This window comes from Achromobacter deleyi (assembly GCF_013116765.2).
Classification (GTDB): domain Bacteria; phylum Pseudomonadota; class Gammaproteobacteria; order Burkholderiales; family Burkholderiaceae_B; genus Achromobacter; species Achromobacter deleyi_A.
Genome location: NZ_CP074375.1, coordinates 3,747,447 through 3,771,937, shown reverse-complemented (window position 1 = coordinate 3,771,937; position 24,491 = coordinate 3,747,447). Strand labels below are relative to the sequence as shown.

Here is a 24,491-nt window from a genome sequence, read left to right as displayed (position 1 = left end):
CAGAATCGGAATTCGATCCCGACGAACAGGAGGCTGCGCCATGCGTATCCTTGTCATTGGCGGCACGGGTTTCATCGGCCGTCATCTGGTAGCACGGCTTTGCACGGACCAGCACCAGCTCATCGTGCCTACGCGCCTCTTTGCGCGCGGACGCGACCTGCAAATCCTGCCCACCGTCACCCTGCTCCAAAGCGACATCCATGACGATGCCGCGCTGGACAGCCTGGTGCAGGGGTGCGACGCGGTCGTCAATCTCGTGGGCATCCTGCACGGCAACATGGGCCGGCCCTATGGCTCGGATTTTGCGCGGGCCCATGTGCATCTGCCGCAGCGCATCGCCCAGGCCTGTTTGCGCCACGGCGTGCACCGTCTGCTGCACGTCAGCGCGCTGGGCGCCGATTCCAGCGGCGAAAGCATGTACCAGCGTTCCAAGGGGGATGGCGAGGCCGCCATCAAGCAGGCGTTCCTGGAGCGGCAGGAGGGCGGCTGGACGATCTTCCGTCCCTCCGTCCTGTTCGGGCCGGACGACCACTTCACCAATATGTTCGCGACGCTGGCGCGCTGGCTGCCCGTGCTGCCGCTGGCCGGCGCGCATGTGCGCATGCAGCCGGTCTACGTGGGCGACGTGGTGACCGCCATGGTGTCCGCGCTGGCCGATACCCATACCTGCGGCAAGACCTACGAACTGGGCGGACCGCAGGTCTACACCCTGGGCGAGATCGCGCGGCTCTGCGCCGCCTGGAGCGGCCATCCCCGGCCCGTGATCACCGTGCCCATGGGCGTGGGCCGCATGCAGGCCAGGCTGTTCGAATGCATGCCCGGCACACCCCTGATGTCGCGGGACAACCTGGATTCCCTGCGCCGCGACAATATCTGCAGCGGCCCGATGGCGCCGGAACTGCATGTGGTCCCGACGGGCCTGGAGGCCGTTGCGCCCCGCTATCTTCAGGCCGAGCCTAAATAGAGGCCGGGGACTCTAGCGCACCAGCGCCTTGAGCGCCTGTTTGATGCCGTCGGACACGCCCACGCCCTCGGGCAGCGTCTTCAGCGCGGACAGCGATTCCTTCTCGGAATAACCCAGCGCCAGCAGCGCGTTCAGGATGTCGGACTGGTTGTCGTGCGTGATGTGCGACGACGCGCCGATGTCCGCGCCCAGCTTGCCGCGCATTTCCAGCAGCAGCCGCTCGGCGGTCTTCTTGCCGATGCCGGGCACGCGGGTCAGGCGGCCCGATTCCTGCAAGGTGATGGCCTGGGCCAGGTCCGCCACCGACAGTCCGGACAGCACCGACAGCGCGGTGCGCGCGCCGATGCCGCTGACCTTGATCAGCTCGCGGAATGCGCTGCGTTCGCTGGCCGAGGCGAAGCCATACAGGATGTGGGCGTCTTCGCGCACGGTCAGGTGCGTGTAGAGCGTGACGCGGGCGCCGGTTTCCGGCAGCGAGTAGAGCGTGCTCATGGGCACGTCGATGTCATAACCCAGCCCGCCGACGTCCACGCAGATCGTGGGCGGCAGTTTTTCGATCAGGGTTCCGGTGATGCGTCCGATCATGGTGATGAAGGCCTGGCAATGGTGGGGCCGCTAACGCGCGGCGAATGCGGGGATTCTATACGCGCTAGCGTGCGCGCGGGCCGAACCGCGGGCGCGGCGCGCAAAAGACGGGGAAAAACCGGGAGGGGGAAGTCAGCCTATCAGCCGGCCGTTGCGGATGCGCGTCTTGCCGCTCATGTTCAAGGCCGTGCCCAGGCGTTCCAGCCTGTCCTGCAAGGGGCCGACATGGGCGTGGCAGATCGCGCAGGCCAGCGCGTCGGCCGAGTCGGGCGCGGGCGTGCCGTCCAGCGCCAGCAGATGCTGCACCATCATTTGCACCTGTTCCTTGGCGGCGCGTCCGGTGCCCACCACGGCTTTCTTGATCTGCAGCGCGGTGTACTCGTGCACCGCCAGCGAGCTGTCGGCCAGCGCGCACAGCGCCGCGCCCCGGGCCTGGCCCAGGAGCAGGGTGGATGCGGGATTGGTGTTCAGGAAGACGATTTCCAGCGCGGCCACGTCGGGTTGCGTGTCGCGCGCCACCTGGCGCAGATTGTCCAGGATGACTTTGAGGCGTTCGGACAGCGTCAGCGCCGGCGGGACCACGATGGTCCCGCTGGCCACGTAGCGCAGCCGCGGGCCGTCGGCATCGATCACACCGAAGCCGGTGCGGCGCAGGCCGGGATCGATGCCGAGGACGCGCATCAGTGACGGAAGTGGCGGGTGCCGGTCAGCACCATGGCGATGCCGTGCTCGTCGGCCGCGGCGATCACCTCATCGTCGCGCATGCTGCCGCCGGGCTGGATCACGCAGGTCGCGCCAGCCGCCACCACCACGTCCAGGCCGTCGCGGAACGGGAAGAACGCGTCCGACGCCACGGCCGAACCCTTGAGGGTCAGGCCTGCGTTTTCCGCCTTGATGGAGGCGATGCGGGCCGAGTCGATGCGGCTCATCTGGCCGGCGCCCACGCCCAGGGTCATGCCGCCGCCCACGAACACGATGGCGTTGGACTTGACGTACTTGGCGACCTTCCAGGCGAACGACAGGTCGTTCATTTCCTGTTCGGTGGGCTGGCGCTTGCTGACCACCTTCAGCGCATCGCGCGGCACGTTGTAGGCGTCCGGGGTCTGCACCAGCCAGCCGCCGCCCACGCGCTTGATGTCGAAGGCGTTCTGGCCCGTGCCCATCGGCACTTCCAGCACCCGCACGTTCTTCTTGGCGGCCAGGATGGCCAGCGCGGCGCCGTCGTAGGCAGGCGCCAGCAGCACTTCCAGGAACTGCGCGCTGACGGCTTCGGCCGTGGCGGCGTCCACCGGACGGTTGAAGGCGATGATGCCGCCAAAGGCCGACGTGGGGTCGGTCTTGAAGGCTTGCTGATATGCGCCCAGCGTGTCGGCCGCCACGGCCACGCCGCAGGGGTTGGCGTGCTTGACGATGACGCAGGCGGGCGCCTCGAAGCTGCGCGCGCATTCCCAGGCGGCATCCGCGTCGGCGATGTTGTTGTAGGACAGTTCCTTGCCCTGCAGCTGGCGGTAGTTGCCCAGCAGGCCGGCCGGACGCTGAGCGTCCACATAGAAGGCGGCGCTCTGGTGGGGGTTCTCGCCGTAGCGCAGCGCCTGCTCCTGCTTGACCTGCAGAGTCAGCGTGCCGGGCCATTCGTTGCGGGCCGGCACGGCTTCCTGCTTGGGCTCGGCTTCGGTCAGGCTGGTCAGGTAGGCGGCGATGGCGCCGTCGTACGCGGCCGTGTGGGCGTAGACCTTGGAAGCCAGCGCCAGGCGCAGGCCGTAGGAGGTGCTGCCGCCCTTGTCCATTTCAGCCAGGACGCGGGAATAGTCGACCGGGTCGATCACGACCGTGACGCCGCCGGCTTCGGTGCCGTGGTTCTTGGCCGCCGCGCGCAGCATGGCCGGGCCGCCGATGTCGATGTTCTCGACCGCGTCGGCGAACGTGCAGTCCGGCTTGGCGACGGTTTCACGGAACGGATACAGGTTGACCACCAGCATGTCGATGCGATCAATGCCCGCCGCCTTGATGGTGTCCATGTGCTCGGCGCTGTCGCGGCGGGCCAGCAGGCCGCCGTGGATCTTCGGGTGCAGCGTCTTGACGCGGCCGTCGAGGATCTCGGGCGAACCCGTGTGGGCAGCCACTTCGGTCACGGTCAGGCCGGAGTCGGCCAGCAGCTTGGCGGTGCCGCCGGTCGACAGCAGGCGCACGCCGCGCGCAGCCAGGGCGCGGGCAAATTCAACGATGCCGGTCTTGTCGGACACCGAAAGCAGGGCGGTTTCGATTTTCATGATGAGGGACGGGAGTGGGGCGGGGACGCCTTTCTCGTTCTGGTCGGATGGGAAATCTGGAGGGGCGGGCGGCGCGATGCATTCGTCGCCCGCGCGGGGAAAGCTATACCTGGATATTGTGCGCCAGCAACTTCTTGCGCAGGGTGTTGCGGGTGATGCCCAGCATTTCGGAGGCCCGGGACTGGTTGCCGCCCGACCGCTCCAGCGCCACTTCAAGCACCGGGCGCTCGACGCAACGCATCACCATGTCCCACATATCGTGGGGCTCGGATTCACCCAAGTCTTCGAAATAGCGCTCCAGGCTGGCGCGCACGCATTCTTCCAGGACATCTTTCTTGCTCATTTGAGTACAGATATTTTTATGTTGGTGTTGAGGCGGTTATGCCGCCAGCAGGGCTTCTGCGACCGGCGCCGGGTGGGGACTGCCGTCGCGCGAGATGATGTCGAACCAATCCGACACCGCCCGCCACTGGTCGCGGGTATTGTCGATCAGGTTCATGCGGGCACAGAACGAATCCGCGCCCGGCAGGCCGTCCAGATACCAGCCTATGTGCTTGCGCGCCGTGCGTACGCCGGTGTGTTCGCCATAGAAACGGTAATGGTCGTCGAGATGTTCGAGCAGCAGCTCGCGCATTTCCCCATAGGAGGGAGGGGCCAGTGTTTCGCCCGTGCGCAGGTAGTGGTCGATTTCGCGGAAAATCCAGGGACGGCCTTGTGCCGCCCGGCCGATCATGACCGCGTCGGCGCCAGTGTAATCCAGGACGTGCTTGGCTTTTACAGGCGAGTCGATATCTCCGTTGGCAATCACGGGGATGCTCAGCTCGGCCTTGACGGCGCGGATAGTGTCATATTCCGCCTCGCCCGTATAGAGGTCGGCCCGCGTGCGGCCATGCAGGGTCAGGGCGGAGATGCCGGCGTTTTCGGCCAGTTTCGCCACGCGCAGGGCGTTGCGGCTGCCGCGGTCCCAGCCGGTGCGGGTCTTCAGGGTGACCGGCACGCCCAGGGGGGCGCAGGCGGCCACCACGGCGTCCAGGATGCGGACGATCAGGTCTTCATGGCGCAGCAGCGCCGACCCGGAGGCCACGTTGCACACCTTCTTGACCGGGCACCCCATGTTGATGTCGATGATCCGGGCGCCCTTGCTGGCGTTGAACGCCGCGGCCTCGGCCATCATGGCGGGGTCCGCTCCGGCGATCTGGACGGAAATGGGGGCGATCTCGCCGTCGTGGTTCAGGCGGCGCGAGGTCTTGACGCTGTCCCAGAGCCTGGGGTTGCTGGCGGCCATTTCCGACACGGCATAGCCGGCCCCCAACTTCTTGCAAAGTTGGCGGAAAGGACGGTCCGTCACGCCCGCCATGGGCGCGACAAGAACGTTGTTGGGAAGGGTCCACTGGCCTATGCGCATGGTCACATTTTAACCGGCTCGATCGAACCCCCATTTTCCGCCAGCAACAGCTTGGTAACAAATGGGGGCGAAAAGGGGTGTTCCGGCCCCATTCAAGGGCCGGATCCGGATGGAAATCAGGCGCGAAAGCCCTGCAGCAGGTGCTGGGCCAGGGGGGCGCGCAAGGGGGATGCCAGATCCATCCCCAATAACGCCAGGCCACAGGCATGCTCGACCGGCGCCAGGCCGGTCGAGAAGACGCGCGGCATCAGGTCGGTGAGGCCGGCGGTGATGAAGCGGTCCACGTGGCGGGCCTGGGCGAACTCCGCCAGCGCGGCGCCGGGATTGGATGCGGGGTGGGCAAGCCAGCTGGCCAGGGTCTGGGCCAGTCGGGCCGCGTCGCGCAGCCCCAGGTTCAGGCCCTGGCCGGCCACGGGATGCAGGGTTTGCGCGGCGTTGCCGATGGCCGCCACGCGGCCATGCACCTGCGCCCGGCGGGCGGCGAGCGCCAGCGGAAAAACGTGGCGGGGGGCGTGGCTGGACAGCCGGCCCAGGCGGTCCCCAAAGGCCTGCGACAGCGCCCGCGAAAAGGCGGCGTTGTCCAGCGCGGCCAGCTCGGCGGCTCGGTCCGGCGCGCTGCACCAGACGACGGAATAGGCGTCCGGCGTCTGCGGGTGCGGCAGGAGCGCCAGCGGTCCTTCGGAGGTGAAGCGTTCCCAGGCCCAGCCACGGCGAGGCAGGGTGGCGTGCGCCGTGGTCAGCACGGCGTGCTGGTCGTAGTCGCGGCGCACGTCGGTGGCGCCCGCGCCATCGGACTGCACGGCCACCTTGCACAGGAGTTCGGTGTCGCCTTGCTGGATACGCACGCCTTCCGCGTCCTGGCGGCCGATCTGGGCGGGCGGGCCGGACAGCACGGTGACGCCGCAGGCGGCCACGCATTCATCCAGCTTGGCATGCAGGCCGGAATAGGCGACCACGCTGCCCAGCTGGGGCACGCCGAAATCGGTGTGCTGGATCAGGGTGCGGCCCAGCCGGCCGCGCTGCGACACATGGATGTTGCGGATGTCGGCCGAGCGCTCGGGCCATGCATGCAGCGACTCCAGCAGCACGCGGCTGCCGTGGTTCATGGCCAGGACGCGCGGATCCGCGGCGGGCACGGCCGCGGCCGGCGTGACCGGGGCGGGCGCGCTGCCCGCGAGCAGGGCGATACGCGCCGGATCCGGCGCCACGCGCGCCAGCATCAGGGCCAATACGCGGCCCACCGGGCCGGCGCCAAGAATCGCAATGTCGAAGGCTGATGAAGTCATGCCCGGATTTTAACCGTCCACTACAATCCCGGGCACCCGGCGCGGCTTGGCGCCGCCGCCCCTTTTTCCGGTTGATTGACATGACGCAGGCTCAGGCTTCCTCTTCGCTGTCCGCCGTATCGGCCCGCCGCCCGCGCGGCAAGGTCGCGGTGGGGCTTCTGGCCTGCCTGTTCGGCGCGGTGGGCGCGCACTGGTGGTATCTGGGCCGCCGCCACGCCTGGCTGGTGACCGCGCTGGCCGTGGTCAGCCTGTTCTGCGCGTTCCGCTTCTACCCGGTCTGGTACGACAATCCCGCCTTCTTCCTGCTCTTCATTCCCATGATCGACGGGTTCATCGAAAGCGCGGTGTTCTCGCTGATGCCGGACGAGAAATTCGACCGGATCTACAACCCGGGCCTGGGCCGGCCGTCGTCCACAGGCTGGGGGCCGGTGCTGGTCGCCATCCTGGCCTGCCTGGTCGGCGCCATCGTCTCCATGTTCGCCATCGCCATGGTGGTGGTCTATGTCTGGGTGGCCATGGGCTGGCTGGACGGCTACATCCTCTAGGCCGGTCCGGATCGCCCGGGGCTATTCGCGCATCAGCGCTTCGATCTCGGTGGCCTGCACCGGCACGCCGCGCGTGATGAGTTCGCAACCCTCGTCGGTGACCAGCGCGTCGTCCTCGGTGCGGATGCCGATATTCCAGTAGGCCTCGGGCACGTCGTCGGCGGGACGCACGTAGATGCCTGGCTCGATGGTCAGCATCATTCCCGTTTCCAGCTTGCGCCAGGGGCGTTCCGCGCCCTGGGCGGGGCCGGTTTGGCGGTAGTCGCCCACGTCGTGGACATCCAGCCCCAGCCAATGGCCGGTCCGGTGCATGTAGAAGCGGCTGTAGTCGCCGGATTCCAGCACGCCGTCCAGGGATCCCTTCAATAGCTTCAGGTCCAGCATGCCTTGCGCCAGGACGCGCAGCGCGGCCTCGTGGCCATCGTTGAATCCCCGGCCCGGCGCGGTGGCATGGGCCGCGGCCTCTTGCGCCGCCACGGTCAGGTCGTACAGCGCGCGCTGGGGACCGCTATAGCGGCCGTTGACCGGGAAGGTCCGCGTGATGTCGCTGGCGTAGCTGTCCACTTCGCAGCCCGCGTCGACCAGGACCAGATCGCCGTCTCGCAGCGTGGCTTCGCCGGCCGGGTAGTGCAGCACGCAGGCATTCGCGCCGGCCGCCACGATGCTGTTGTAGGCCACCGATTGCGCGCCGTGGCGGCGGAATTCATAGAGCAGTTCGGCCTCGATCTCGTACTCGCGCATGCCGGCGCGGGCCACGCGCATGGCGCGGACATGCGCGCCGGCGGAGATCTTCGCGGCGCGCCGCATTGCCGCGATTTCCGTGGGGTCCTTGACCAGCCGCATGCTGGCGAGCAGCGGGCGGATGTCCTGCTGCCGGGCTGGCGGGGCGTGTCCGCCGCGGCTGGCCTCGCGCGCCGCGGCCAGCCAGCGGTGCAGGCGGCCGTCCGTGCGCTTGTCGCCGGCCAGCGGCGCATACAGGGTGGGGTGGTCCAGCATGAGCGCGGGCACCAGTTCATCCAGCGCGTCGACGGGATGGGCATCGTCGAAGCCGAAATGGGCGGCCGCGGCCTCGGGGCCGAACCGCTTGCCCTCCCACATCTCATGTTCCACATGGCGCGGCCTGCAGAACAGCACCGCGCGGTCCGACGCGCCGGCGATCAGCACCAGCCAGGCGCCCGGCTCGGTAAAGCCGGTCAGGTAGAAGAAATCGCTGTCGTGCCGGTAGGGGTACTCCGCGTCGCGGTTGCGGATGGCCTCCGGCGCGGTCGCCAGGATGGCAATGCCGCCGCCGTCGGCGCGCATGCGCTCCATCAGGCGCTGGCGCCGCGCGGCGAAGGGGGCGATGTCGTCGGGAGGCAGGCTCATGGCGGGCCGGGGCGCAAGCCCCGCAAGGGCAGTAGATGGCGTTTACTTTACCCGCCATCCCGCAAATGCAACACCCCGCGGACGATTCCATGGCGCCGGGCCGGGATTCACTGGACGGACTGCTGTCCGCTGCTACAATCGCCGCTCTGTCATTGGGGAGTAGCCATCCTTTGTCCCCAAAGGAGTTAGCGTCAACAGACTTGGTGGTTCAGCGCTGCGGAGCAGCTGCTAGAACTCCATGGCGCTAACGGTTTCCATGCATAGCGGCACGCCCGCCGCATGGATCAGCCAGGCGAGACCTTTGGCCGCGTTGCGTTCACCCTAGCCGGGCGAGCCGCAGCGTCGCGCCAATGGTTTCTGCTCGTCCGGCTGCGTTCATATGTTGCTCACCCTGTTTCTGTTTTTCCTGTCCGCGGCAGTGATCTACTTCGCCTGCGAATTCTTCGTGAACGGCGTCGAATGGGTCGGTCACCGTTTCCAGCTTGGCGCCACCGCCACCGGCACCGTGCTGGCGGCCTTCGGCACCGCCCTGCCGGAAAGCGCGGTCACGTTCATGGCCGTGGTCTTCGGCGAAACCCCCGAGCAGAAAGATATCGGCGTCGGCGCCGCGATGGGCGGCCCTCTCGTGCTGGCCACGCTGGCCTATGCCGTGGTTGGCCTGGCCTTGTGGCGCGCCCGCCGCGGCCAACCGAAGCAGGCCAACTGTATCAACGCGGACCAGCGCCGGCTGGCCCGCGACCAGGCCTGGTTCATGGGCATCTTCATTTTCAAGGTAGGGCTGGGCCTGCTGGCGTTTGCCTGGAAGCCCTGGCTGGGCCTTGTGTTCCTGGCCACCTATGGCCTCTACGTCAAGCGCGAACTCAGCAACGACGAGGAAAGCCTGGATGGCGAAGACCTGGAGCCGCTCAAGCTGCGCCCCCGCGATCCAAGCCCGACCATGTTCTGGGCGGCCGCGCAGACGATCATGGCGCTGGTGGTGATTGCCGGAGCCTCGCACGTGTTCGTGAACCAGATCGAACTGCTGGGCGTGGCCATGGGCGCGTCGCCCCATGTGGCCGCCTTGCTGCTGGCGCCCGTGGCGACCGAACTGCCCGAAATCATGAATGCGCTGATCTGGGTGCGCCAGGGCAAGGAACGCCTGGCGCTGGCCAATATCTCCGGCGCCATGATGATCCAGGCCACCATCCCGAGCGCGTTGGGCATCTTCATGACGCCATGGCTGCTGGACGCGCCCTTGCTGGCGGCGGGCATGTTCACGATGCTGTCCATCGGCCTGTTGTGGCTGCGCTTCCGCCGCGCAGCCATGAGCGTGCCGGCGCTCTCGGCGGCCGGTGGCCTGTATGCCTTGTTCGCGGGCTATCTGGGCTGGCATTTCTACGCCTGAGGCCGATCGCGGCGCAAGCCTTGCGGGGCTGCGCCGCTTTTGTCGCATTCGTGAGCCCAAAAAGCGCATAAACCTTGTCCATCAGTAGAAACCCGCGTAAAATCGCTCTGTTATCCATCCCAGGAGCAGTCTTCGTGAATACCGATTCCGGCGAAAGTAGTCGATCTTGCATCGACGTCGCTGTCTGACAGGATCCACGCAGAACTCCGTCTGCCGCATCCTGTCATTCAGGTTGCGGTGTATCCCAAGCACCAGGCAAACGCCTGGGTAGCAATGCAGGCCTCCAGCCTGCCGGGACCCTCCCCAACGTAAACCGCCAGAACCGCCGCTAGTCGCAGCGCCAGCGCTCGTGCACGTTTGTCGTGCCCGCCGCCCAGGCGCCGCCCGGCTGCGCATGTGTTCGCGATCACGCTCCCCATTCTTGCAATGGAGGTCGTTATGCGTTTCTTCGACTTGTTCCTACGCCGCGCCGGCGTGGACCGCGCCACCGCCCTGGGCCGCCGCCGCGGCACCTCGCGGTTGACGGTCATCTGTCCGCGCGATGAACTGGGAGCCTTGCGCAAGCAGATCTGCCTGGACTTCAGCGCCGCCGGCCTGGACGTCTCGCAAGTGCAGATCGATCAGGGTAAAGACCCCGATCTGGCGTCGGCTTGCATCACCGTCAATTGCCCCCCGGAACTGCGGGCGGAACTGATGTCGCAAGCGCGCCGCCTGAGCGCCAACCCCGCGGTGCGCCACGTGCATTTCGGCGCGCAAGCCGCGATGGCCTGAAGCCCGCCACACGAATCCACAGGAGAGATCATGCCTAGTGCCTTAGACCCCGAGCCTCGATTGCGCCCAGTGCCCGGCGCCGGCATGCCTGTCTGACCTGTCTCCTCACTGCGAGCCGACCGGCCGGATAGTCATCCCGGTCCGTACGGAGTCCGCAGCCAAGAATCCCCGGCCTGGCCCGCGTCCCGCGCGCCGTCTTCCCCGGTTCCGATTCCCCCGCTAGCTCCCCTTCCGTTTTCCGCACCCGGCGCGCCATCGACGCGATCCGGACACCGGCAACATTGCTCCGGCGTCTGCGCACGCCTGTACGCGGCGGATTGACGGCTTTTCGTGGAAAAGCCGCGGCCCGCTGCTGCCCGCGCGCAGCCGCCGCGAGCGGGGTCGTCCGTGTCTCCAACAACAACACCTATAAAAACCGGAGCACTCCGATGTTTACCTTCCTGAAGTCCTTTTTCTCGTCCGCCGCTGGCCTGCGGCGGACGGGCCGCCACTTCCGCCGCGCGCCCATTCTTGAGCAAGGCGCCGAAACCACGGCGGTGTCCTCCGACGCCTCGCGCCGCGCCAACCAGCGCATGCTGGAAACGTCGCGCCTGGGCTTTGATTCCTTGTTCACGCTGTTTGGCAGCGGCTGGGGCGGTCTGTCCGAAGCCCAGGCGCAGGCCGCGCGCGAACGCCATGGGGCCAACGAGGTCGATCATGAAAAGCCGCTGTCCTGGCATGCCCACCTGTGGCTGTCCTACCGCAATCCGTTCAACCTGCTGCTGACCGCGCTGGCGGTGCTGTCCTGGCTGACCGATGTGCGGATGGCCGCCAGCGAGGAACAGTCCTGGACCGCCGTCGTGATCATCGGCTCGATGGTCGTGATTTCCACCGTGCTGCGCTTCGTGCAGGAGCAGCGCTCGAACCGCGCGGCCGAGGCCCTCAAGGCGATGGTGCAGAACACGGCCACCGTCTTGCGCAACGATGCCGCCGCGCCCGCCGGGGGCAACGGCCGGCGCTTCTTCGGCGCCGCGTTGCACGCCAGCGGTTCGCATCAGCTGGAAGTGCCGCTGGCGGAACTGGTGCCCGGCGACGTGGTGCTGCTTTCCGCCGGCGACATGGTCCCCGCCGACTGCCGCATCCTGAACGCCAAGGATTTGTTCGTCGCGCAGGCCGCGCTGACCGGCGAGTCGCTGCCCGTCGAGAAGCACTTGGCCCAGCGCGTCCAGACCGGCAATTCGCTGGAACTGGAGAACATGGCGTTCATGGGGACCAACGTGGTCAGCGGCTCCGGCAGCGCGCTGGTCATCGCCACCGGCTCGGATACGTATTTCGGCCAGTTGGCGGGGCGCGTCACGCAGACCTCCCGCGCGCCCACGCAGTTCCAGCAGGGCATCAACCGCGTGAGCTGGATCCTGATCCGCTTCATGCTGGTCATGGCGCCGGTGGTCATGCTGATCAACGGCTACACCAAGGGCGACTGGCTGGAGGCGCTGCTGTTCGCGCTGGCCATCGCGGTAGGACTGACCCCCGAAATGCTGCCCATGATCGTCACGGCCACGCTGGCCAAGGGGGCGTTGCGCATGTCGCGGCGCAAAGTCGTCGTCAAGCGCCTGGACGCCATCCAGAACCTGGGGGCGATGAACGTGCTGTGCACCGACAAGACCGGCACGCTCACGCAGGACCGCATCGTGCTGGAGCGCCATACCGACGTCTACGGCACCAGCAGCGACGACGTGCTGGCCTATGCCTATCTGAACAGCTACTACCAGACCGGCCTGAAGAACCTGCTGGACGTGGCCGTCCTGCAGCATGCCGAGGTGGAGCGCCGGCTGAACCTGGCGGCCCGCTATCGCAAGGTCGACGAGATCCCCTTCGATTTCTCGCGGCGCCGCATGTCCGTGGTGGTCAACGAGACCGAGAACGGCCGCGACCACCACGAACTGATCTGCAAGGGCGCGCTGGAGGAAATGCTGTCGGCCTGCACCCGCCTGCGGGTGGGTAGCGAGGTGCATCTGCTGACCGACGCCCGTCGCGCCGATATCCGCCGCGTGACGGCGGACCTGAATCGCGACGGACTGCGCGTCATTGCGGTGGGCGTCAAGGAAATGGCTCCCACGCAGCAGATCTATGGCGTGGCGGATGAGTCCGACCTGGTGCTGGTGGGGTATATCGCGTTCCTGGACCCTCCCAAGGAGTCCACCGGCCCCGCGCTGGCGGCGCTGAAGGCCTCGGGCATCGAGGTCAAGGTGCTGACCGGGGACGTGGAACTCGTGACCCAGAAAGTCTGCCGCGAAGTGGGATTCGACGTCCGCAAGGTCTGCCTGGGCGCCGAGATCGAGGTCATGGACGACGCGCAGCTGGCGCTCGCCGTGCGCGAAGCCAATGTGTTCGCCCGCCTGACCCCCGCCCACAAGGAGCGCATCGTGCGCAGCCTGCGGGCCCAGGGCGACACCGTGGGGTTCATGGGGGACGGCATCAACGATGCACCCGCCCTGCGCGCGGCGGATGTGGGCATCTCGGTGGACTCCGCGGTCGATATTTCGAAGGAAGCCGCCGACATCATCCTGCTGGAAAAGAGCCTGATGGTGCTGGAGGACGGGGTGATCGAAGGACGCAAGACCTTCTGCAACATGCTCAAGTATCTGAAGATGACGGCCAGCTCGAATTTCGGCAACGTCTTTTCGGTGCTGGTGGCCAGCGCCTTCCTGCCGTTCCTGCCGATGCTGCCGATTCATCTGCTGTTGCAGAACTTGATGTACGACATTTCCCAGACGGCGATACCGTTTGACAATGTCGATGAAGAATTGCTGAAGAAGCCTCAGCAATGGGATCCGGACGGACTGGGCCGCTTCATGGTCTTCTTCGGTCCGATCAGTTCCATTTTCGACATCGCCACCTATGCCCTGATGTGGTACGTGTTCCAGGCGAACGCCCCCGAGCACCAGACGCTTTTTCAGTCGGGCTGGTTTGTCGAAGGCCTGTTGTCGCAGACGCTGATCGTGCATATGATCCGCACGCGCCGGATACCTTTCCTGCAAAGCCGCGCCTCCTGGCCCTTGATGGGGATGACGCTGATGGTCGTGACGCTGGGCCTGCTGCTGCCGTTTTCGCCGCTGGCCGAGTACTTCCAGCTGCAGGCGCTCCCCTGGAGCTACTTCCCGTGGCTGGTGGGAATTTTGCTCAGCTATTGCGTCCTGACGCAGTTGCTCAAGGGCATCTGGGTCCGCCGCTACGGCTGGCAGTAGGTCGATTCACCTCGCGGCGGGCGCTGCCCGCCGCACTCGTAGGAGAGCATCATGAGAATCGCATTCTGCGCGGCTTGGGCGGCGGTCGGCCTGATCCAGCCTCTGGCCGCACTGGCCGCCGAGGACGGCGCCGGCTTGCAGTTGTATGGCGTGGTGGATGCCGGCGTGGCAGTAACGAACGTGTCGGGGCAGGGCAGCCGCAGCGGGTTGCTCGACGGCGGCCTGACGGACTCCTTGTGGGGGCTGCAGGGCGCGGAAGACCTGGGCGGGGGCTGGCGCACCCGCTTCCAGCTGGAAAGCGGCTTCGATCCCTCCAGCGGCAATGCGGAGGACGGCAACAGCCTGTTCGATTACGGCGCCTGGGTCGGGCTGGGCCACGCACGCTACGGCGATCTGCGGCTGGGCCGCCAGGACACCGTGGGCAAGACCTACGGCAATGCGCTGGAGATCGCCTCGTGGAAGGAGATGGGCATGGGGGCCACTTTCAAGGCCTCGGACAATTATCAGTTCAGCAATATGGTGAATTACTACTCGCCGGAATGGAGCGGGTTCCAGGCGGGTATCGGGTATTCCTTCGATGCGGACGCCCAGAACCAGTTTCGCACCAACCAGAACAACCGCGCGGTGAGCCTGGGCCTGAAATACGAGGAGGGTCCGCTGCTGGCGGTGGCCACATGGGACCAATTGCGCCTGGCCGTTCCGCCTGCGGGCAGCAACGGACGTCCCCAGGCGGTGCAATTGGGCGTTTCCTATGATTTCGAGGTGCTCAAGCTGTCGCTGGCGTGGTCGCGGCAGCGTAATGGCTACGTCGGGCTGGACGGCGGAGACCCCGACAACCTGGGCCTGGGCCTCGGGCCGGCGGCTTTCGTGCAGGGCGGCACCGTCAACGCCTGGCTGGCGGGCGTCAGCGTGCCGGTCGGGCCGGGCGCCGTGCTGGTGCAATGGTCCCTGGCCAGGCCGGACTGGCATTGGGAGAACGGCATGACGGCGCGCAACGCGCAAGTCGTGACCTTGGGCTATACCTACGACTTGTCCCCGCGCACGACCCTTTATGCCTTTGCCGGCTACGCGTCGAATTACACGCTGGACAACCAGTTCGACCCCGCCAACTCCCACACCACGCGCATCGGCACGGGCGTTTCGCACCACTTCTGAGCAACGGGGGCGCCCGGCAGCGCGAGACGGTGGGGTCTACTACAATCGGCGGGGAATGGCGCCTTGCGCCGGTCCTTGTCTTTCCCCGTCGTTTTCCGGATGGCCCGCATGGATAGTCTCGAATGGCTCATACCCTGGGAGTTCTCTCCCACGCTGGTGGCTTCCTTTCTGGTGGCCATCGTGCTGTTCGTGCGCGGCCAGCGTGTCCACCACGTCACGGGCGCGCGCCGCGTGCTGTTCTGGACGGGGATGGTGCTGCTGTACCTGTCGATGCATACCCGGCTGGACTATTACGCCGAGCGCATGTTCTTCATCCACCGCATCCAGCACCTGGTGCTGCACCATTTGGGGCCGCTTCTGGTCATGGCGGCTTTCCCGGGCCAGGTCATGCGCGCGGGGCTGCCGATGGCCTGGCGCATCCGCCTGCGTGATTTCCTGCTCACCGGTCCCGGCCGCGCGACCGTGGCGGTGCTGACCAACAAGATCTTTGTCCCGGTGCTGTTCGTCTTCCTGGTGCTGGTCTGGCTGATACCGTCGGTGCAGTTCTATTCCATGCTGGATTGGCGTCTGTACCGGCTGATGAACTGGTCGGTGGTGATCAGCGGCTTCATGTACTGGAACCTGATCCTGGACCGCCGTCCCGCGCCGCCCGCCGCGATGACGCCGGGCGGCCGGGTGATCTCCCCCGTGGCGACGATGCTGCCGCAGATGGTGGCCGGCGCGGTCATCGCCTTCACCGAAAGCGACATCTATCCGCTGTTCGAGCTGTGCGGCCGCGCCATCGCCATGTCGGCCCAGACCGACCAGACGATAGGCGGCCTGACCATGTGGATACCGGCCGCGCTGGTGGAAGTGATCGGTCTGATGGTGGCCCTCGGGACCTTGATGCGCCTGTCCGCCAAGGGGCGCCTGCGCAAGGTGGACCGCGATGCGCGCGCACGCGCCAAGGCCCGAGCGGCGCTATCCGCGTAGATCCGGCCAGGCGCGCCGCGCGCGCCTGGCGCGCGGATCATTCCGGCAGCAAGCCGTGGTATTTCTTGCCCAGCGCCACGGTGGCCTGGAACATTCCCGCCTTGTTGCCGCAGTCGTAGCGCGTGCCCTCGAAGCGGTGCGCGAATACGGCGCGCTCGCGCATCAGCGAAGCAATGCCGTCCGTCAGCTGGATCTCGTTGCCCGCGCCCATCTTGGTGGAGCGCAGGTGGTCGAAGATCGCGGCTTCCAGCACATAGCGGCCCACGACCGCCAGGGTCGAGGGCGCGGCGTCGGGTTCGGGCTTTTCAACAATATGCGTGACGCGTTCCGTGCGCGGGTCCACGAGGGCCTCGCCCTGGCGGGTGGCCACGATGCCGTATTTGCGGGTGTCGGCGCGGGGCACGTCCTGGACGCCCAGCACGCTGGCGTTGTTCGCCACCGCGATGTCCACCAGTTGCTTCATGGCGGGCGTGTCGGCGTCGATCAGGTCGTCGGCCAGCAGCACGGCGAAGGGCTCGTCGCCCACGGCTGGAGCCGCCGACAGCACGGCATGACCCAGCCCCAGCGGGGCCGATTGCCGGATATAGAGGCAATTCACATGCGCGGGTAGAATGCCTCGCACCATGGCCAGAAGTTCATGCTTGCCCTTGCTTTCCAGGTCCGATTCCAGCTCAGGCGCGGAATCGAAATGGTCTTCGATGGCGCGTTTATTACGGCCGGTCACAAAAATAAGGTCGGTAATGCCCGCGGCCACGGCCTCTTCGACCGCGTACTGAATGAGAGGCTTGTCGACCACGGGCAGCATTTCCTTGGGCATCGCCTTGGTGGCGGGCAAGAAACGTGTGCCCATGCCAGCGACTGGGAAAACGGCTTTACGGACGGGACGCATTGAGACCTCGTTGGGGATTCGATGAAACATTTTAAGCGCATCGCTATCATAGGCTTATGAACCGCAGGAAAATGCCATCCATTTGCGCGATTGCGAAACGGGCCGCGATAGCCGGCCTGTGCGCAACCCTGGTCGCCCCTACGATCCCCGCCGCCGCCTGGGCGCAGCCGGTGGGCCTGCCATCCATGGGCGCCGCCTCGGCGGCCGAACTGTCCCCCATGCTGGAACGCAGCCTGGGCGAAGCCATCATGTCGCAAGGCCGGCGCGATCCGACCTACGTGGACGACTCTGAACTCAGCCAATACCTCACCACGATGGGACGCAAGCTGGCGGCGTTTGCCCCGGGGGCGGTGCCAGAGGTGGAAATGTTCGGCGTGCGCGATCCCGAAATCAATGCCTTCGCCATGCCCGGCGGCTTTATCGGCGTCAATACCGGCCTGATCGTGTCCTCGGGCAGCGAGTCCGAGCTTGCCGCGGTGCTGGCGCACGAAATCGGCCACGTCGTGCAGCGCCACATCGCGCGTGGCATGACCCAGCAGAATCAGAACAGCATGGTGATGCTTGCCAGCCTGGCGGGGGCGCTGCTGGCGGCGCTGGCTGGCGGCGGCGGCAACCTCGCCGTGGGCGTGGCGGCCTTTGGCCAGGCCGCGGCCATCAACCGTCAGCTGGGATTTTCGCGCGACGCGGAACGCGAGGCCGACCGCGCCGGGCTGCAGATGCTGACCAAGGCGGGGTATGACGCCGACGGCATGTCGCAAATGTTCTCGCGCCTGATGAATGCATCCCGCCTGAATGAAGGCGCGGGCGGCGGTTCATGGGCCAGCACCCATCCGCTCTCGATCGAACGCATGTCCGATGTGCAGAACCGCGTGCGGTCCATGCCGCCATCCCGTCATGTGGACAGCGACGACTTCTGGTACGTCCGCGCCAAGATGCGCGTGGTGCAGGGGCGCGATGCGGTCAGCCTGCGCTCGGCCGGCCAGCAACTGCAGGACGAGGCCCAGGCGCTGTCCGGCGTGCGGCAGTCCGCCGCCTATTACGGCCTGGCCTTGCAGGCGTACCAGCGCAATAACCTGGCTGAAGCAGAGCGCTACTGGAACCTTGCCTCGGCCGATGGCCGCAGCTCTCCCCAGCTGGCCAAGCTGAGCGTCGACATCGCGCTGGCCCGCAAGGATTACCCGCGTGCGCTGTCGCTGGCCCAGGCTGCCACCAAGCGCTGGCCCGATCAGCGCGCGCTGGGCATCGCCTACGCCCAGGCGCTGCAAGGCAATGGCCGTCACGCGGATGCGCAGGATTATCTGCGCGCCAAGATCAAGCAATGGGGCAGCGACGAACCCAGCCTCTACCAGATGCTGGCGCAAAGCGAAGAGCGCAACGGCAAGCCGGTGCAGGCGCGCCGGGACCTGGCGCGCTATTACGTCATGACCGGCGCCTTCGCGGCCGCGGAATCGCAGCTGCAGCAGGCGCGCGGCCTGTCCACCGACTTCTACGAGCAGTCGCAGATCGATGTGCAGATCAAGGAAGTGAAGGACAGGCTGGCCGAAGAGCGCCAGCTGCTGGAACGCTTCAAGTCCGGCTGACGCGCCTCGCCCTGGCGGGTGCCGGATACCCCTGCGGAAGCAGGGGGCTACAGGCCGGTTTCGAAAAAGCGTCCCAGGCGCTGGGGCAGCCAGTTCAGGTGGCCGGGAAAGCCGCCGGTGGGAAAGCCGGCGTGGCCGCCATCGGACGGCTGGTGCAGCAGGATGCCGGACGCGCATTCATCAGGCTTGGGCAGGGAAGCGGCCGGGATGAACGGATCGTTGCGCGCGTTGAGCACCAGCGTCGGCACCGAGATCTTTGGCAGCCAGGGCTTGCTGGATGCGCGCGTCCAGTAATCCAGCGCATTGCGAAAGCCGTGCATGGGCGCCGTGTAGGTATCGTCGAATTCGCGCAGATCGTGCGCGTGGGCGATCCGCATGACGTCGATGGAGCCGGGAAAGCGATGCGCCTTTTCCAGCACCTTGTGCTTGAGCGTTTTCAGGAAGTGCGCCGTGTAGACCCGCCGGTTGAACACGCCCGTCGACAGGGTCTTGCCGCAGGCAACCAGGTCCAAAGGCACCGAGACGCCCGCGCAGGCGGTCAGCCAGGCGGTGTCCTCCTGGTGTTCGCCCAGGTACTTCAGCAGCGCATTGCCGCCCAGCGAAACGCCCACGGCATGCCAGCGCGCATGAGGGATGCGCTTGCGCACGGTTTCCAACAAGAATCCCACCTCGGCCGAGTCGCCCGAATAGTAGGCGCGCGCCAGGCGGTTGGGCACGCCCGAGCAGCCGCGGAAATGCGCGATCACGACAATCCAGCCACGTGCGCGGAAATGATGCGCGATGGATTGGGCATAGCGGCTGTTGCTGCCGCCTTCCAGGCCGTGGAACAGGATCAGGGCAGGGGTGTCGGGCGTCTGCGGCAGGGACTTCCAGTCCGCGTCCGTCATCCACCGGGCCGCGGCGGTCTTGCCATTGGCGACCGGACGCTGACCGCTGACCGGCGCGCCGTCGGCGGCCTTGTGCGGGAACAGGCCGGGGCCGGTCCAGTCGAAATCGACGAAATCGGTATCGGGCGTGTCCACGCGGTCGCGCACGAACGCGATGCGGTGATACTGCGCGAACAAGGCGGCGTATACCGTCTGGCTGTCGCCCCCTGGCAACCAGGGGGGGACGGGGCAGGGCGTTGTATCAAGACGAGCAGCGGCCAACTAAAAATCCACCCGATTCAATGGAGCATGTCGGGTACGTCGTGCAAATCGAGCACCCCGGCTTCCGAGGGCGCCGACGAGGCATGGTGCATGACCATGCGCCAGCCGGTGGGGCCCTTGTGGTAGATGTTCGTGGCATAGCAGTTGGCGAACTGCGTGCCTTCCCGGGTGCGCACCGCTACCTGTTCCACCAGCACGTGCACCGCGCACATCATGCTGAGCATGACCAGCGGGCGCAACGGGCGGACGTGCAGCGGGCCGTTCGACAGCACCTGTTGCCAGGACTCGTGCACCGCGGAGTGACCGACGATGCGCAAGCCTCCCGGGTGGATGCATACGACTTCCTCGTCGTCAGCCCAGACTTGCATCAGGCGGACGCTGTCCGCCTGCTCAAGGGCTTCGTAGAACGCGTGTTCTGCTTCTTCGGGCGTGGCAAACATGGCTGCTGGAACGGATAAGCTTGTTATAGATCGGGAAACTCAGTGCCCGTGGCCGTGCAACACCGTGCCGGCCTTCAGGCGGTACTCGGCGCCACAGTAGGCGCAGCTGGCGGAGCCAGTGCGGGCGACATCAAGGAAGACGCGGGGGTGCATGCTCCAGAGCGGCGCCTTGGGGCCGGGACAGAACACGGGCAGGTCTTCACCGCCAACCTCGATGACTTCGTGAGCGTGGGGGACGGCGGCCGGAGCAGCAGCGGTCATGGATATTCCTGAAAAAAGAACCGATAAACGGCAGGTTGAGGCAATGATGCGGTCTTGTGTGGCAAGACCGCGCGAATCAGACTTTACTTAGCCAGTGATGGTACTTCGGGTTGCGGCCATTCACCATGTCAAAAAATGCGTTCTGCAACATCTCGGTAATCGGACCGCGCCGGCCTGAGCCGATCTGGCGGTTGTCGACCTCGCGGATCGGAGTCACTTCGGCGGCGGTGCCGGTGAAGAACGCCTCGTCCGCGATGTAGACATCGTCGCGCGTCAGGCGCTTGGTCACCAGGCGCAGCCCGAAGTCGGCCGCAAGCGCATGGATGGTGGATCGGGTGATGCCGGTCAGGGCCGAGGCGATCTCGGGCTCGCAGAGCACGCCGTCCTTGACGATGAACAGGTTTTCGCCGGAGCCCTCGGCCACGAAGCCCTCGGTGTCCAGCAGCAGGGCCTCGTCGTAGCCATCCTGCAGGGCTTCGGTATTGGCCAGGATGGAGTTTGCGTAGGTGGTGGCGACCTTGGCGCGCGGCATCGTGACATTTACGTGCTGGCGCGCAAACGACGACACCTTGACCCGGATGCCGTGGGCCAGCGCGTCTTCGCCCAGGTAGGCGCCCCAGGGCCAGGCGGCAATGGCGACATGCACCTTGGCGCCTATGGGAGACACGCCCATCTTTTCGGGGCCGTAGAACACGAGCGGACGCAGGTAGCCGGATTCCAGCTGATTTTCGCGCACGACCATCCGCTGGGCCTCATTGATCGTGTCACGATCAAACGGCATGGGGATCTGGTAGATGTGCGCTGAATTGAACAGGCGGTTGGTGTGGTCTTCGAGGCGGAAGATGGCGGTGCCGATTTCGGAGCGGTAGGCGCGCACGCCCTCGAAGACGGACAGCCCGTAGTGCAGCGAGTGCGTCAGGACATGCGTCGTTGCGTCTCGCCACGGGACGAGCTTGCCGTCATACCAGATGAAACCGTCGCGGTCGGCCATCGACATGGTCTTCTCCACACAGTGCGCGCCAGACCTGTCGCATCGCGTCAGGCCCCCAAGGGGTCATGAATCTTGAGCCCGATATTGTATCAAGCAGCGAGGTTACAATACGGGCCTATTCGCGCACCGGCGCGGTGCCATCCGGCCCGCGCATAGTGATTCCGGCGGGCGAACGGGCTGTCGCGTGTTTCCTTCCCCATAGAGTTTCCATGTCGTCCTGTCTGATTCGCCAGGGGCCAGCCGTTGTCCTCTGAATCCGCGCTTCCTGAATCCGAAGACCCTGGCGTGGTCCGCCAGGAACGCCTGACCGCCTTCCGCGCCGGTGTCCATGCCATCGTGCCCGCGTTGATCGCCACCGCGACCTGGGGCCTGGTGACCGGCGTGGCCATGGTCAAGTCCGGCCTGACGGAATCCATGGCGCTGGCCATGACCCTGCTGCTGTATGCGGGCTCGGCACAGCTGACGTCGTTGCCGCTGATCGCCGCGGGCGCGCCGTTATGGCTGATCTTTGCGGCCGGATGCGTCGTGAACCTGCGCTTCCTCATTTTTGGCGCGGCGCTGCAACCCTATTTCCGCCACATGTCCTGGCCCAAGCGCCTGGGGCTTGGCTATTTCACGACCGACATGGGGTTCGTGCTGTTCATGCCGCGCTATGGCGATTCGGTCGAGCGCGGCACGCGCGAGCAGCTGTGGTTCTTCCTCGGCACGATCGCGCCGGGCTGGCTGGTATGGCAGTCGTCCTCGATCGTGGGCATCTACCTGGGCGCCATGGTGCCCACGGACTGGTCGCTGGATTTTGCCGCGGTGCTGGCGCTGCTGGCGATCACGGTGCCGCTGGCCAGCTCCAAGCCCATGCTGGTGTCCATGCTGGCGGCCGGGGTGGTTGCCTGGACCGGACAGGCATTGCCCTTGCGCCTGGGACTGGCGGCCGCCGTCATCGCCGGCGTGGTCGCCGGCATCTGGGCCGAACGCTTCTTCAAGGCGGGCGCATGACCCTCTGGCCCTCCGAAATCTACGTCTATTCCGCCATCCTGCTGCTGGCGCTATGCAGCGTGCTGACGCGCGCCGGCTTCATGCTGTTTGGCGACTACATCCCCTTGCCGGACGGCGTGCGCAGAGCCTTGCGCTATGCGCCCGCCGCGGCGCTCACGGCCATCGTCGTGCCCGACCTGCTACCCTGGAAGGCCGGGCTGGGTCCGGTGTTCGACTACAAGCTCGTGGCCGGACTGGTCGCGATCCTGGTCTTTCTGCGTACTCGCAGCGCGGTGCTGGTGATCGTCGTCGGCATGCTGGTGCTGTGGGGTTTGCGCTGGCTTGCAGGCTGATCTCCCGATTTATTGAACAGCTTAGTCCATCTGGTGGACACTCCCTGCATGCCCTCCGACCACTCCACGCCTGCCATTCACGGCTGTTGTCCCGCCAGTTGGATGGCGATTTGAGCGTGTGGTAAGGCGCCTGAGCTAAAATTAAGTTATCCACAGCAATCCGGGCCTGGTACTGCCCTCATAAGTATCGAATCCAGAATGCGCCGACTGGCCAGTAAGGCAGGGCGCGGATCGTCCGCGAAGCCGATAGCGATTCGCGGCGATTTGCGTGCCGTCGCGATGCGATCACGCGTATTCGGGTTGCCCCGATGCATATGTAGTGCAGTGCATGTAGCACTCTCGTTTTGTTCTTTTTCACTGGTCCCGGTATCTGCCAAACCCTGATGACTGAATCCACTCAATCCGTAGCACCCACCACTGACGCGCCCGCGCCGACGTTCGCCGATTTCGGGCTGCACCCCCTGCTGTTGCAGTCCATCGCCGAAACCGGCTACACCATTCCAACGCCCATTCAGGCGCAAGCCATCCCCGTCGTGGTGGAAGGGCGCGACGTCATGGGCGCCGCCCAGACCGGCACCGGCAAGACGGCCGCGTTTACGCTGCCCATCCTGCACCGCCTCATGCCGCTGGCCAACACCAGCGCGTCGCCCGCCCGCCACCCTGTGCGCGCGCTGATTCTCACGCCCACGCGCGAACTGGCGGACCAGGTCTACGAAAGCGTCAAGCGCTACAGCAAGCAAACGCCGCTGCGTTCCGCCGTGGTGTTCGGGGGCGTGGATATCGGTCCGCAAAAGGAAGCGCTGCGCCGCGGATGCGAAGTGCTGGTGGCGACGCCGGGCCGCCTGCTGGATCACGTTGAGCAAAAGAACGTGAACCTGAGCCAGGTCGGCATCCTGGTGCTGGATGAAGCGGACCGCATGCTCGACATGGGTTTCCTGCCGGATCTGGAGCGCATCATTCGCCTCTTGCCCGCGCAGCGCCAGGGCCTGTTGTTCTCCGCCACCTTCAGCAACGAAATCCGCAAGCTCGGCCGTTCGTACCTGAACCAACCCGTCGAGATCGAAGTCGCGGCGCGCAACGCCACCGCCACCACGATCACGCAGATCGCGTATAAGATGCCCAGCGACGCCAAGCGCGCCGCCGTCGTGCATCTGGTGAAGTCGCGCGGCCTGAACCAGGTCATCGTTTTCTCCAACACCAAGATCGGCACGGCGCGCCTCGCGCGCGAACTGGAACGCGACGGCGTGAAGGCCGAATCGATCCACGGCGACAAGACCCAGGCCGACCGCATGAAGGCGCTCGAGGCCTTCAAGGCCGGCGAACTTGAAGTGCTGGTCGCCACCGACGTGGCCGCTCGCGGTCTGGACGTGGCCGGCGTGCCTTGCGTCATCAACTACGATCTGCCGTACAACGCCGAAGACTACGTTCACCGCATCGGCCGCACGGGCCGCGCGGGCGCCTCGGGCGAAGCCATCGCCCTGTTCACCGCCGACGAAGAACGCTTCCTGCTCGACATCGAAAAGCTGATCAAGCGGGAAGTGCCCCGCGGCACGCTCGACGTGCCGGCCGATCTGATCGCGCGCAGCCATCGCCGCAGCGACAGTGGTTCGTCGTCGCGCGAAAGCCGCGATGGCGGCCGCGAAAGCCGTGACGGCGCACGTGAAAGCCGCGGCGAGCGCGGTCGCTCTTCCGACCGCCGTTCCGGCTACACCTCCGGCGGCTCGCGCCAGCCCGTGGACGACTTCTTCCTGAAGCCCTACGAGCCCTCGGCCTCGTCGGTGCAGGCCGAAGAGCAGGCGCCCAAGAACAACGGCGGCTCGGCCACGGCGCCCAAGCGCCAGGTCGCGGTCCTGCTGGGCGGCAGCCGCAAGCCCTGAACCTTCGGCGGCTCAGTCGAAAAAAACCCGCAAGGCCAAAAGGCGTTGCGG

The 24,491-nt window shown here is 66.3% G+C and carries 23 protein-coding genes and 1 riboswitch; of the genes, 11 read left to right on the top strand and 12 right to left on the bottom strand.

Going from position 1 to position 24,491, the window contains the following annotated elements:
- Positions 1-40: 40 nt before the first annotated feature.
- Entirely contained in the window at positions 41-964 is a 924-nt protein-coding gene (locus HLG70_RS16945; protein WP_171661823.1) for a complex I NDUFA9 subunit family protein, read from the top strand.
- 12 nt (positions 965-976) lie between these two features.
- Here HLG70_RS16945 and ruvA read toward each other — a convergent pair whose 3' ends face one another.
- From ruvA to HLG70_RS16915, 6 genes are all read right to left on the bottom strand, one after another.
- On the bottom strand, positions 977-1,549 hold the full coding sequence (ruvA, locus tag HLG70_RS16940; protein WP_171661824.1) for a Holliday junction branch migration protein RuvA: 573 nt from the start codon (positions 1,547-1,549) through the stop codon (positions 977-979).
- A gap of 132 nt (positions 1,550-1,681) precedes the next feature.
- Positions 1,682-2,230 carry a crossover junction endodeoxyribonuclease RuvC gene (gene ruvC / locus HLG70_RS16935; RefSeq protein ID WP_171661825.1) on the bottom strand — a complete coding sequence of 183 codons (549 nt, stop codon included), beginning with the start codon at positions 2,228-2,230 and terminating at the stop codon, positions 1,682-1,684.
- On the bottom strand, positions 2,230-3,819 hold the full coding sequence (purH, locus tag HLG70_RS16930; RefSeq protein ID WP_171661826.1) for a bifunctional phosphoribosylaminoimidazolecarboxamide formyltransferase/IMP cyclohydrolase: 1,590 nt from the start codon (positions 3,817-3,819) through the stop codon (positions 2,230-2,232). Before purH ends, ruvC begins: the two co-directional genes overlap by 1 nt.
- 103 nt (positions 3,820-3,922) lie before the next feature.
- Entirely contained in the window at positions 3,923-4,162 is a 240-nt protein-coding gene (locus tag HLG70_RS16925; RefSeq protein ID WP_006217670.1) for a helix-turn-helix domain-containing protein, read from the bottom strand.
- 36 nt (positions 4,163-4,198) lie between these two features.
- Complete coding sequence (dusB, locus tag HLG70_RS16920; protein WP_171662028.1) at positions 4,199-5,224, bottom strand: tRNA dihydrouridine synthase DusB; 1,026 nt, start codon at positions 5,222-5,224, stop codon at positions 4,199-4,201.
- Between the two features lie 116 nt (positions 5,225-5,340).
- A complete protein-coding gene (locus HLG70_RS16915; protein WP_171661827.1) occupies positions 5,341-6,510 on the bottom strand; it encodes a UbiH/UbiF/VisC/COQ6 family ubiquinone biosynthesis hydroxylase in 1,170 nt (389 codons plus the stop codon).
- A gap of 80 nt (positions 6,511-6,590) precedes the next feature.
- Here HLG70_RS16915 and HLG70_RS16910 point away from each other — a divergent pair, with 80 nt between their 5' ends.
- Complete coding sequence (locus tag HLG70_RS16910) at positions 6,591-7,055, top strand: hypothetical protein (protein WP_171661828.1); 465 nt, start codon at positions 6,591-6,593, stop codon at positions 7,053-7,055.
- Positions 7,056-7,076: 21 nt separating this feature from the next.
- On the opposite strand, the gene HLG70_RS16905 is transcribed toward HLG70_RS16910, so the two are convergent.
- A complete protein-coding gene (locus HLG70_RS16905; RefSeq protein ID WP_171661829.1) occupies positions 7,077-8,420 on the bottom strand; it encodes an aminopeptidase P N-terminal domain-containing protein in 1,344 nt (447 codons plus the stop codon).
- Positions 8,421-8,561: 141 nt separating this feature from the next.
- Positions 8,562-8,721, top strand: a riboswitch (yybP-ykoY riboswitch).
- 78 nt (positions 8,722-8,799) lie between these two features.
- Here HLG70_RS16905 and HLG70_RS16900 point away from each other — a divergent pair.
- The 5 genes from HLG70_RS16900 to HLG70_RS16880 all read left to right on the top strand — a co-directional run bounded on the left by HLG70_RS16900 (position 8,800) and on the right by HLG70_RS16880 (position 15,929).
- Positions 8,800-9,804, top strand: coding sequence for a sodium:calcium antiporter (locus HLG70_RS16900; RefSeq protein ID WP_171661830.1), 1,005 nt, complete (start codon positions 8,800-8,802; stop codon positions 9,802-9,804).
- 438 nt (positions 9,805-10,242) lie between these two features.
- Positions 10,243-10,575: a hypothetical protein gene (locus tag HLG70_RS16895; protein WP_171661831.1), complete on the top strand. Its 333-nt coding sequence runs from the start codon at positions 10,243-10,245 to the stop codon at positions 10,573-10,575.
- Between the two features lie 428 nt (positions 10,576-11,003).
- Complete coding sequence (gene mgtA / locus HLG70_RS16890; protein ID WP_171661832.1) at positions 11,004-13,802, top strand: magnesium-translocating P-type ATPase; 2,799 nt, start codon at positions 11,004-11,006, stop codon at positions 13,800-13,802.
- Between the two features lie 51 nt (positions 13,803-13,853).
- Positions 13,854-14,957 carry a porin gene (locus HLG70_RS16885; RefSeq protein WP_171661833.1) on the top strand — a complete coding sequence of 368 codons (1,104 nt, stop codon included), beginning with the start codon at positions 13,854-13,856 and terminating at the stop codon, positions 14,955-14,957.
- A gap of 99 nt (positions 14,958-15,056) precedes the next feature.
- On the top strand, positions 15,057-15,929 hold the full coding sequence (locus tag HLG70_RS16880) for a cytochrome c oxidase assembly protein (protein ID WP_171662029.1): 873 nt from the start codon (positions 15,057-15,059) through the stop codon (positions 15,927-15,929).
- Between the two features lie 37 nt (positions 15,930-15,966).
- Here the strand turns inward: HLG70_RS16880 and galU are convergent, their stop codons facing one another.
- Entirely contained in the window at positions 15,967-16,818 is an 852-nt protein-coding gene (gene galU, locus HLG70_RS16875; protein WP_171661834.1) for a UTP--glucose-1-phosphate uridylyltransferase GalU, read from the bottom strand.
- Between the two features lie 56 nt (positions 16,819-16,874).
- On the opposite strand from galU, the gene HLG70_RS16870 reads away from it, so the two are divergent.
- Complete coding sequence (locus HLG70_RS16870) at positions 16,875-18,398, top strand: M48 family metalloprotease (RefSeq protein ID WP_171661835.1); 1,524 nt, start codon at positions 16,875-16,877, stop codon at positions 18,396-18,398.
- Positions 18,399-18,445: 47 nt separating this feature from the next.
- On the opposite strand, the gene HLG70_RS16865 is transcribed toward HLG70_RS16870, so the two are convergent.
- From HLG70_RS16865 to HLG70_RS16850, 4 genes are all read right to left on the bottom strand, one after another.
- Entirely contained in the window at positions 18,446-19,546 is a 1,101-nt protein-coding gene (locus HLG70_RS16865) for a YheT family hydrolase (protein ID WP_171661836.1), read from the bottom strand.
- 17 nt (positions 19,547-19,563) lie between these two features.
- Positions 19,564-19,986: a YybH family protein gene (locus HLG70_RS16860; protein ID WP_171661837.1), complete on the bottom strand. Its 423-nt coding sequence runs from the start codon at positions 19,984-19,986 to the stop codon at positions 19,564-19,566.
- A 39-nt stretch (positions 19,987-20,025) separates the two neighbouring features.
- A complete protein-coding gene (locus tag HLG70_RS16855) occupies positions 20,026-20,247 on the bottom strand; it encodes a zinc-finger domain-containing protein (RefSeq protein ID WP_057287358.1) in 222 nt (73 codons plus the stop codon).
- A 76-nt stretch (positions 20,248-20,323) separates the two neighbouring features.
- Positions 20,324-21,244, bottom strand: coding sequence for a branched-chain amino acid transaminase (locus HLG70_RS16850; RefSeq protein ID WP_171661838.1), 921 nt, complete (start codon positions 21,242-21,244; stop codon positions 20,324-20,326).
- A gap of 237 nt (positions 21,245-21,481) precedes the next feature.
- Between HLG70_RS16850 and HLG70_RS16845 the strand changes: the two genes are divergently transcribed.
- From HLG70_RS16845 to HLG70_RS16835, 3 genes are all read left to right on the top strand, one after another.
- Positions 21,482-22,231, top strand: a complete 750-nt coding sequence (locus HLG70_RS16845) for an AzlC family ABC transporter permease (RefSeq protein WP_171661839.1) — start codon at positions 21,482-21,484, stop codon at positions 22,229-22,231.
- A complete protein-coding gene (locus HLG70_RS16840; protein ID WP_046803475.1) occupies positions 22,228-22,563 on the top strand; it encodes an AzlD domain-containing protein in 336 nt (111 codons plus the stop codon). The genes HLG70_RS16845 and HLG70_RS16840 overlap by 4 nt, the downstream gene beginning before the upstream one ends.
- A gap of 383 nt (positions 22,564-22,946) precedes the next feature.
- A complete protein-coding gene (locus tag HLG70_RS16835; protein ID WP_171661840.1) occupies positions 22,947-24,440 on the top strand; it encodes a DEAD/DEAH box helicase in 1,494 nt (497 codons plus the stop codon).
- The last annotated feature ends 51 nt before the right edge of the window (positions 24,441-24,491 follow it).

Excerpts from the sequence above, each read along its gene's own strand:
- HLG70_RS16915 (WP_171661827.1), bottom strand. The coding sequence starts at position 6,510 with ATGACTTCATCAGCCTTCGACATTGCGATTCTTGGCGCCGGCCCGGTG.
- galU (WP_171661834.1), bottom strand. The coding sequence starts at position 16,818 with ATGCGTCCCGTCCGTAAAGCCGTTTTCCCAGTCGCTGGCATGGGCACA.
- HLG70_RS16860 (WP_171661837.1), bottom strand. The coding sequence starts at position 19,986 with ATGTTTGCCACGCCCGAAGAAGCAGAACACGCGTTCTACGAAGCCCTT.
- HLG70_RS16840 (WP_046803475.1), top strand. The coding sequence starts at position 22,228 with ATGACCCTCTGGCCCTCCGAAATCTACGTCTATTCCGCCATCCTGCTG.
- HLG70_RS16905 (WP_171661829.1), bottom strand. The coding sequence starts at position 8,420 with ATGAGCCTGCCTCCCGACGACATCGCCCCCTTCGCCGCGCGGCGCCAG.
- purH (WP_171661826.1), bottom strand. The coding sequence starts at position 3,819 with ATGAAAATCGAAACCGCCCTGCTTTCGGTGTCCGACAAGACCGGCATC.
- ruvA (WP_171661824.1), bottom strand. The coding sequence starts at position 1,549 with ATGATCGGACGCATCACCGGAACCCTGATCGAAAAACTGCCGCCCACG.
- HLG70_RS16910 (WP_171661828.1), top strand. The coding sequence starts at position 6,591 with ATGACGCAGGCTCAGGCTTCCTCTTCGCTGTCCGCCGTATCGGCCCGC.
- HLG70_RS16925 (WP_006217670.1), bottom strand. The coding sequence starts at position 4,162 with ATGAGCAAGAAAGATGTCCTGGAAGAATGCGTGCGCGCCAGCCTGGAG.
- HLG70_RS16900 (WP_171661830.1), top strand. The coding sequence starts at position 8,800 with ATGTTGCTCACCCTGTTTCTGTTTTTCCTGTCCGCGGCAGTGATCTAC.
- HLG70_RS16870 (WP_171661835.1), top strand. The coding sequence starts at position 16,875 with ATGAACCGCAGGAAAATGCCATCCATTTGCGCGATTGCGAAACGGGCC.
- HLG70_RS16885 (WP_171661833.1), top strand. The coding sequence starts at position 13,854 with ATGAGAATCGCATTCTGCGCGGCTTGGGCGGCGGTCGGCCTGATCCAG.
- HLG70_RS16880 (WP_171662029.1), top strand. The coding sequence starts at position 15,057 with ATGGCCCGCATGGATAGTCTCGAATGGCTCATACCCTGGGAGTTCTCT.
- HLG70_RS16850 (WP_171661838.1), bottom strand. The coding sequence starts at position 21,244 with ATGTCGATGGCCGACCGCGACGGTTTCATCTGGTATGACGGCAAGCTC.
- HLG70_RS16835 (WP_171661840.1), top strand. The coding sequence starts at position 22,947 with ATGACTGAATCCACTCAATCCGTAGCACCCACCACTGACGCGCCCGCG.
- HLG70_RS16855 (WP_057287358.1), bottom strand. The coding sequence starts at position 20,247 with ATGACCGCTGCTGCTCCGGCCGCCGTCCCCCACGCTCACGAAGTCATC.
- HLG70_RS16945 (WP_171661823.1), top strand. The coding sequence starts at position 41 with ATGCGTATCCTTGTCATTGGCGGCACGGGTTTCATCGGCCGTCATCTG.
- dusB (WP_171662028.1), bottom strand. The coding sequence starts at position 5,224 with ATGCGCATAGGCCAGTGGACCCTTCCCAACAACGTTCTTGTCGCGCCC.
- ruvC (WP_171661825.1), bottom strand. The coding sequence starts at position 2,230 with ATGCGCGTCCTCGGCATCGATCCCGGCCTGCGCCGCACCGGCTTCGGT.
- HLG70_RS16895 (WP_171661831.1), top strand. The coding sequence starts at position 10,243 with ATGCGTTTCTTCGACTTGTTCCTACGCCGCGCCGGCGTGGACCGCGCC.
- mgtA (WP_171661832.1), top strand. The coding sequence starts at position 11,004 with ATGTTTACCTTCCTGAAGTCCTTTTTCTCGTCCGCCGCTGGCCTGCGG.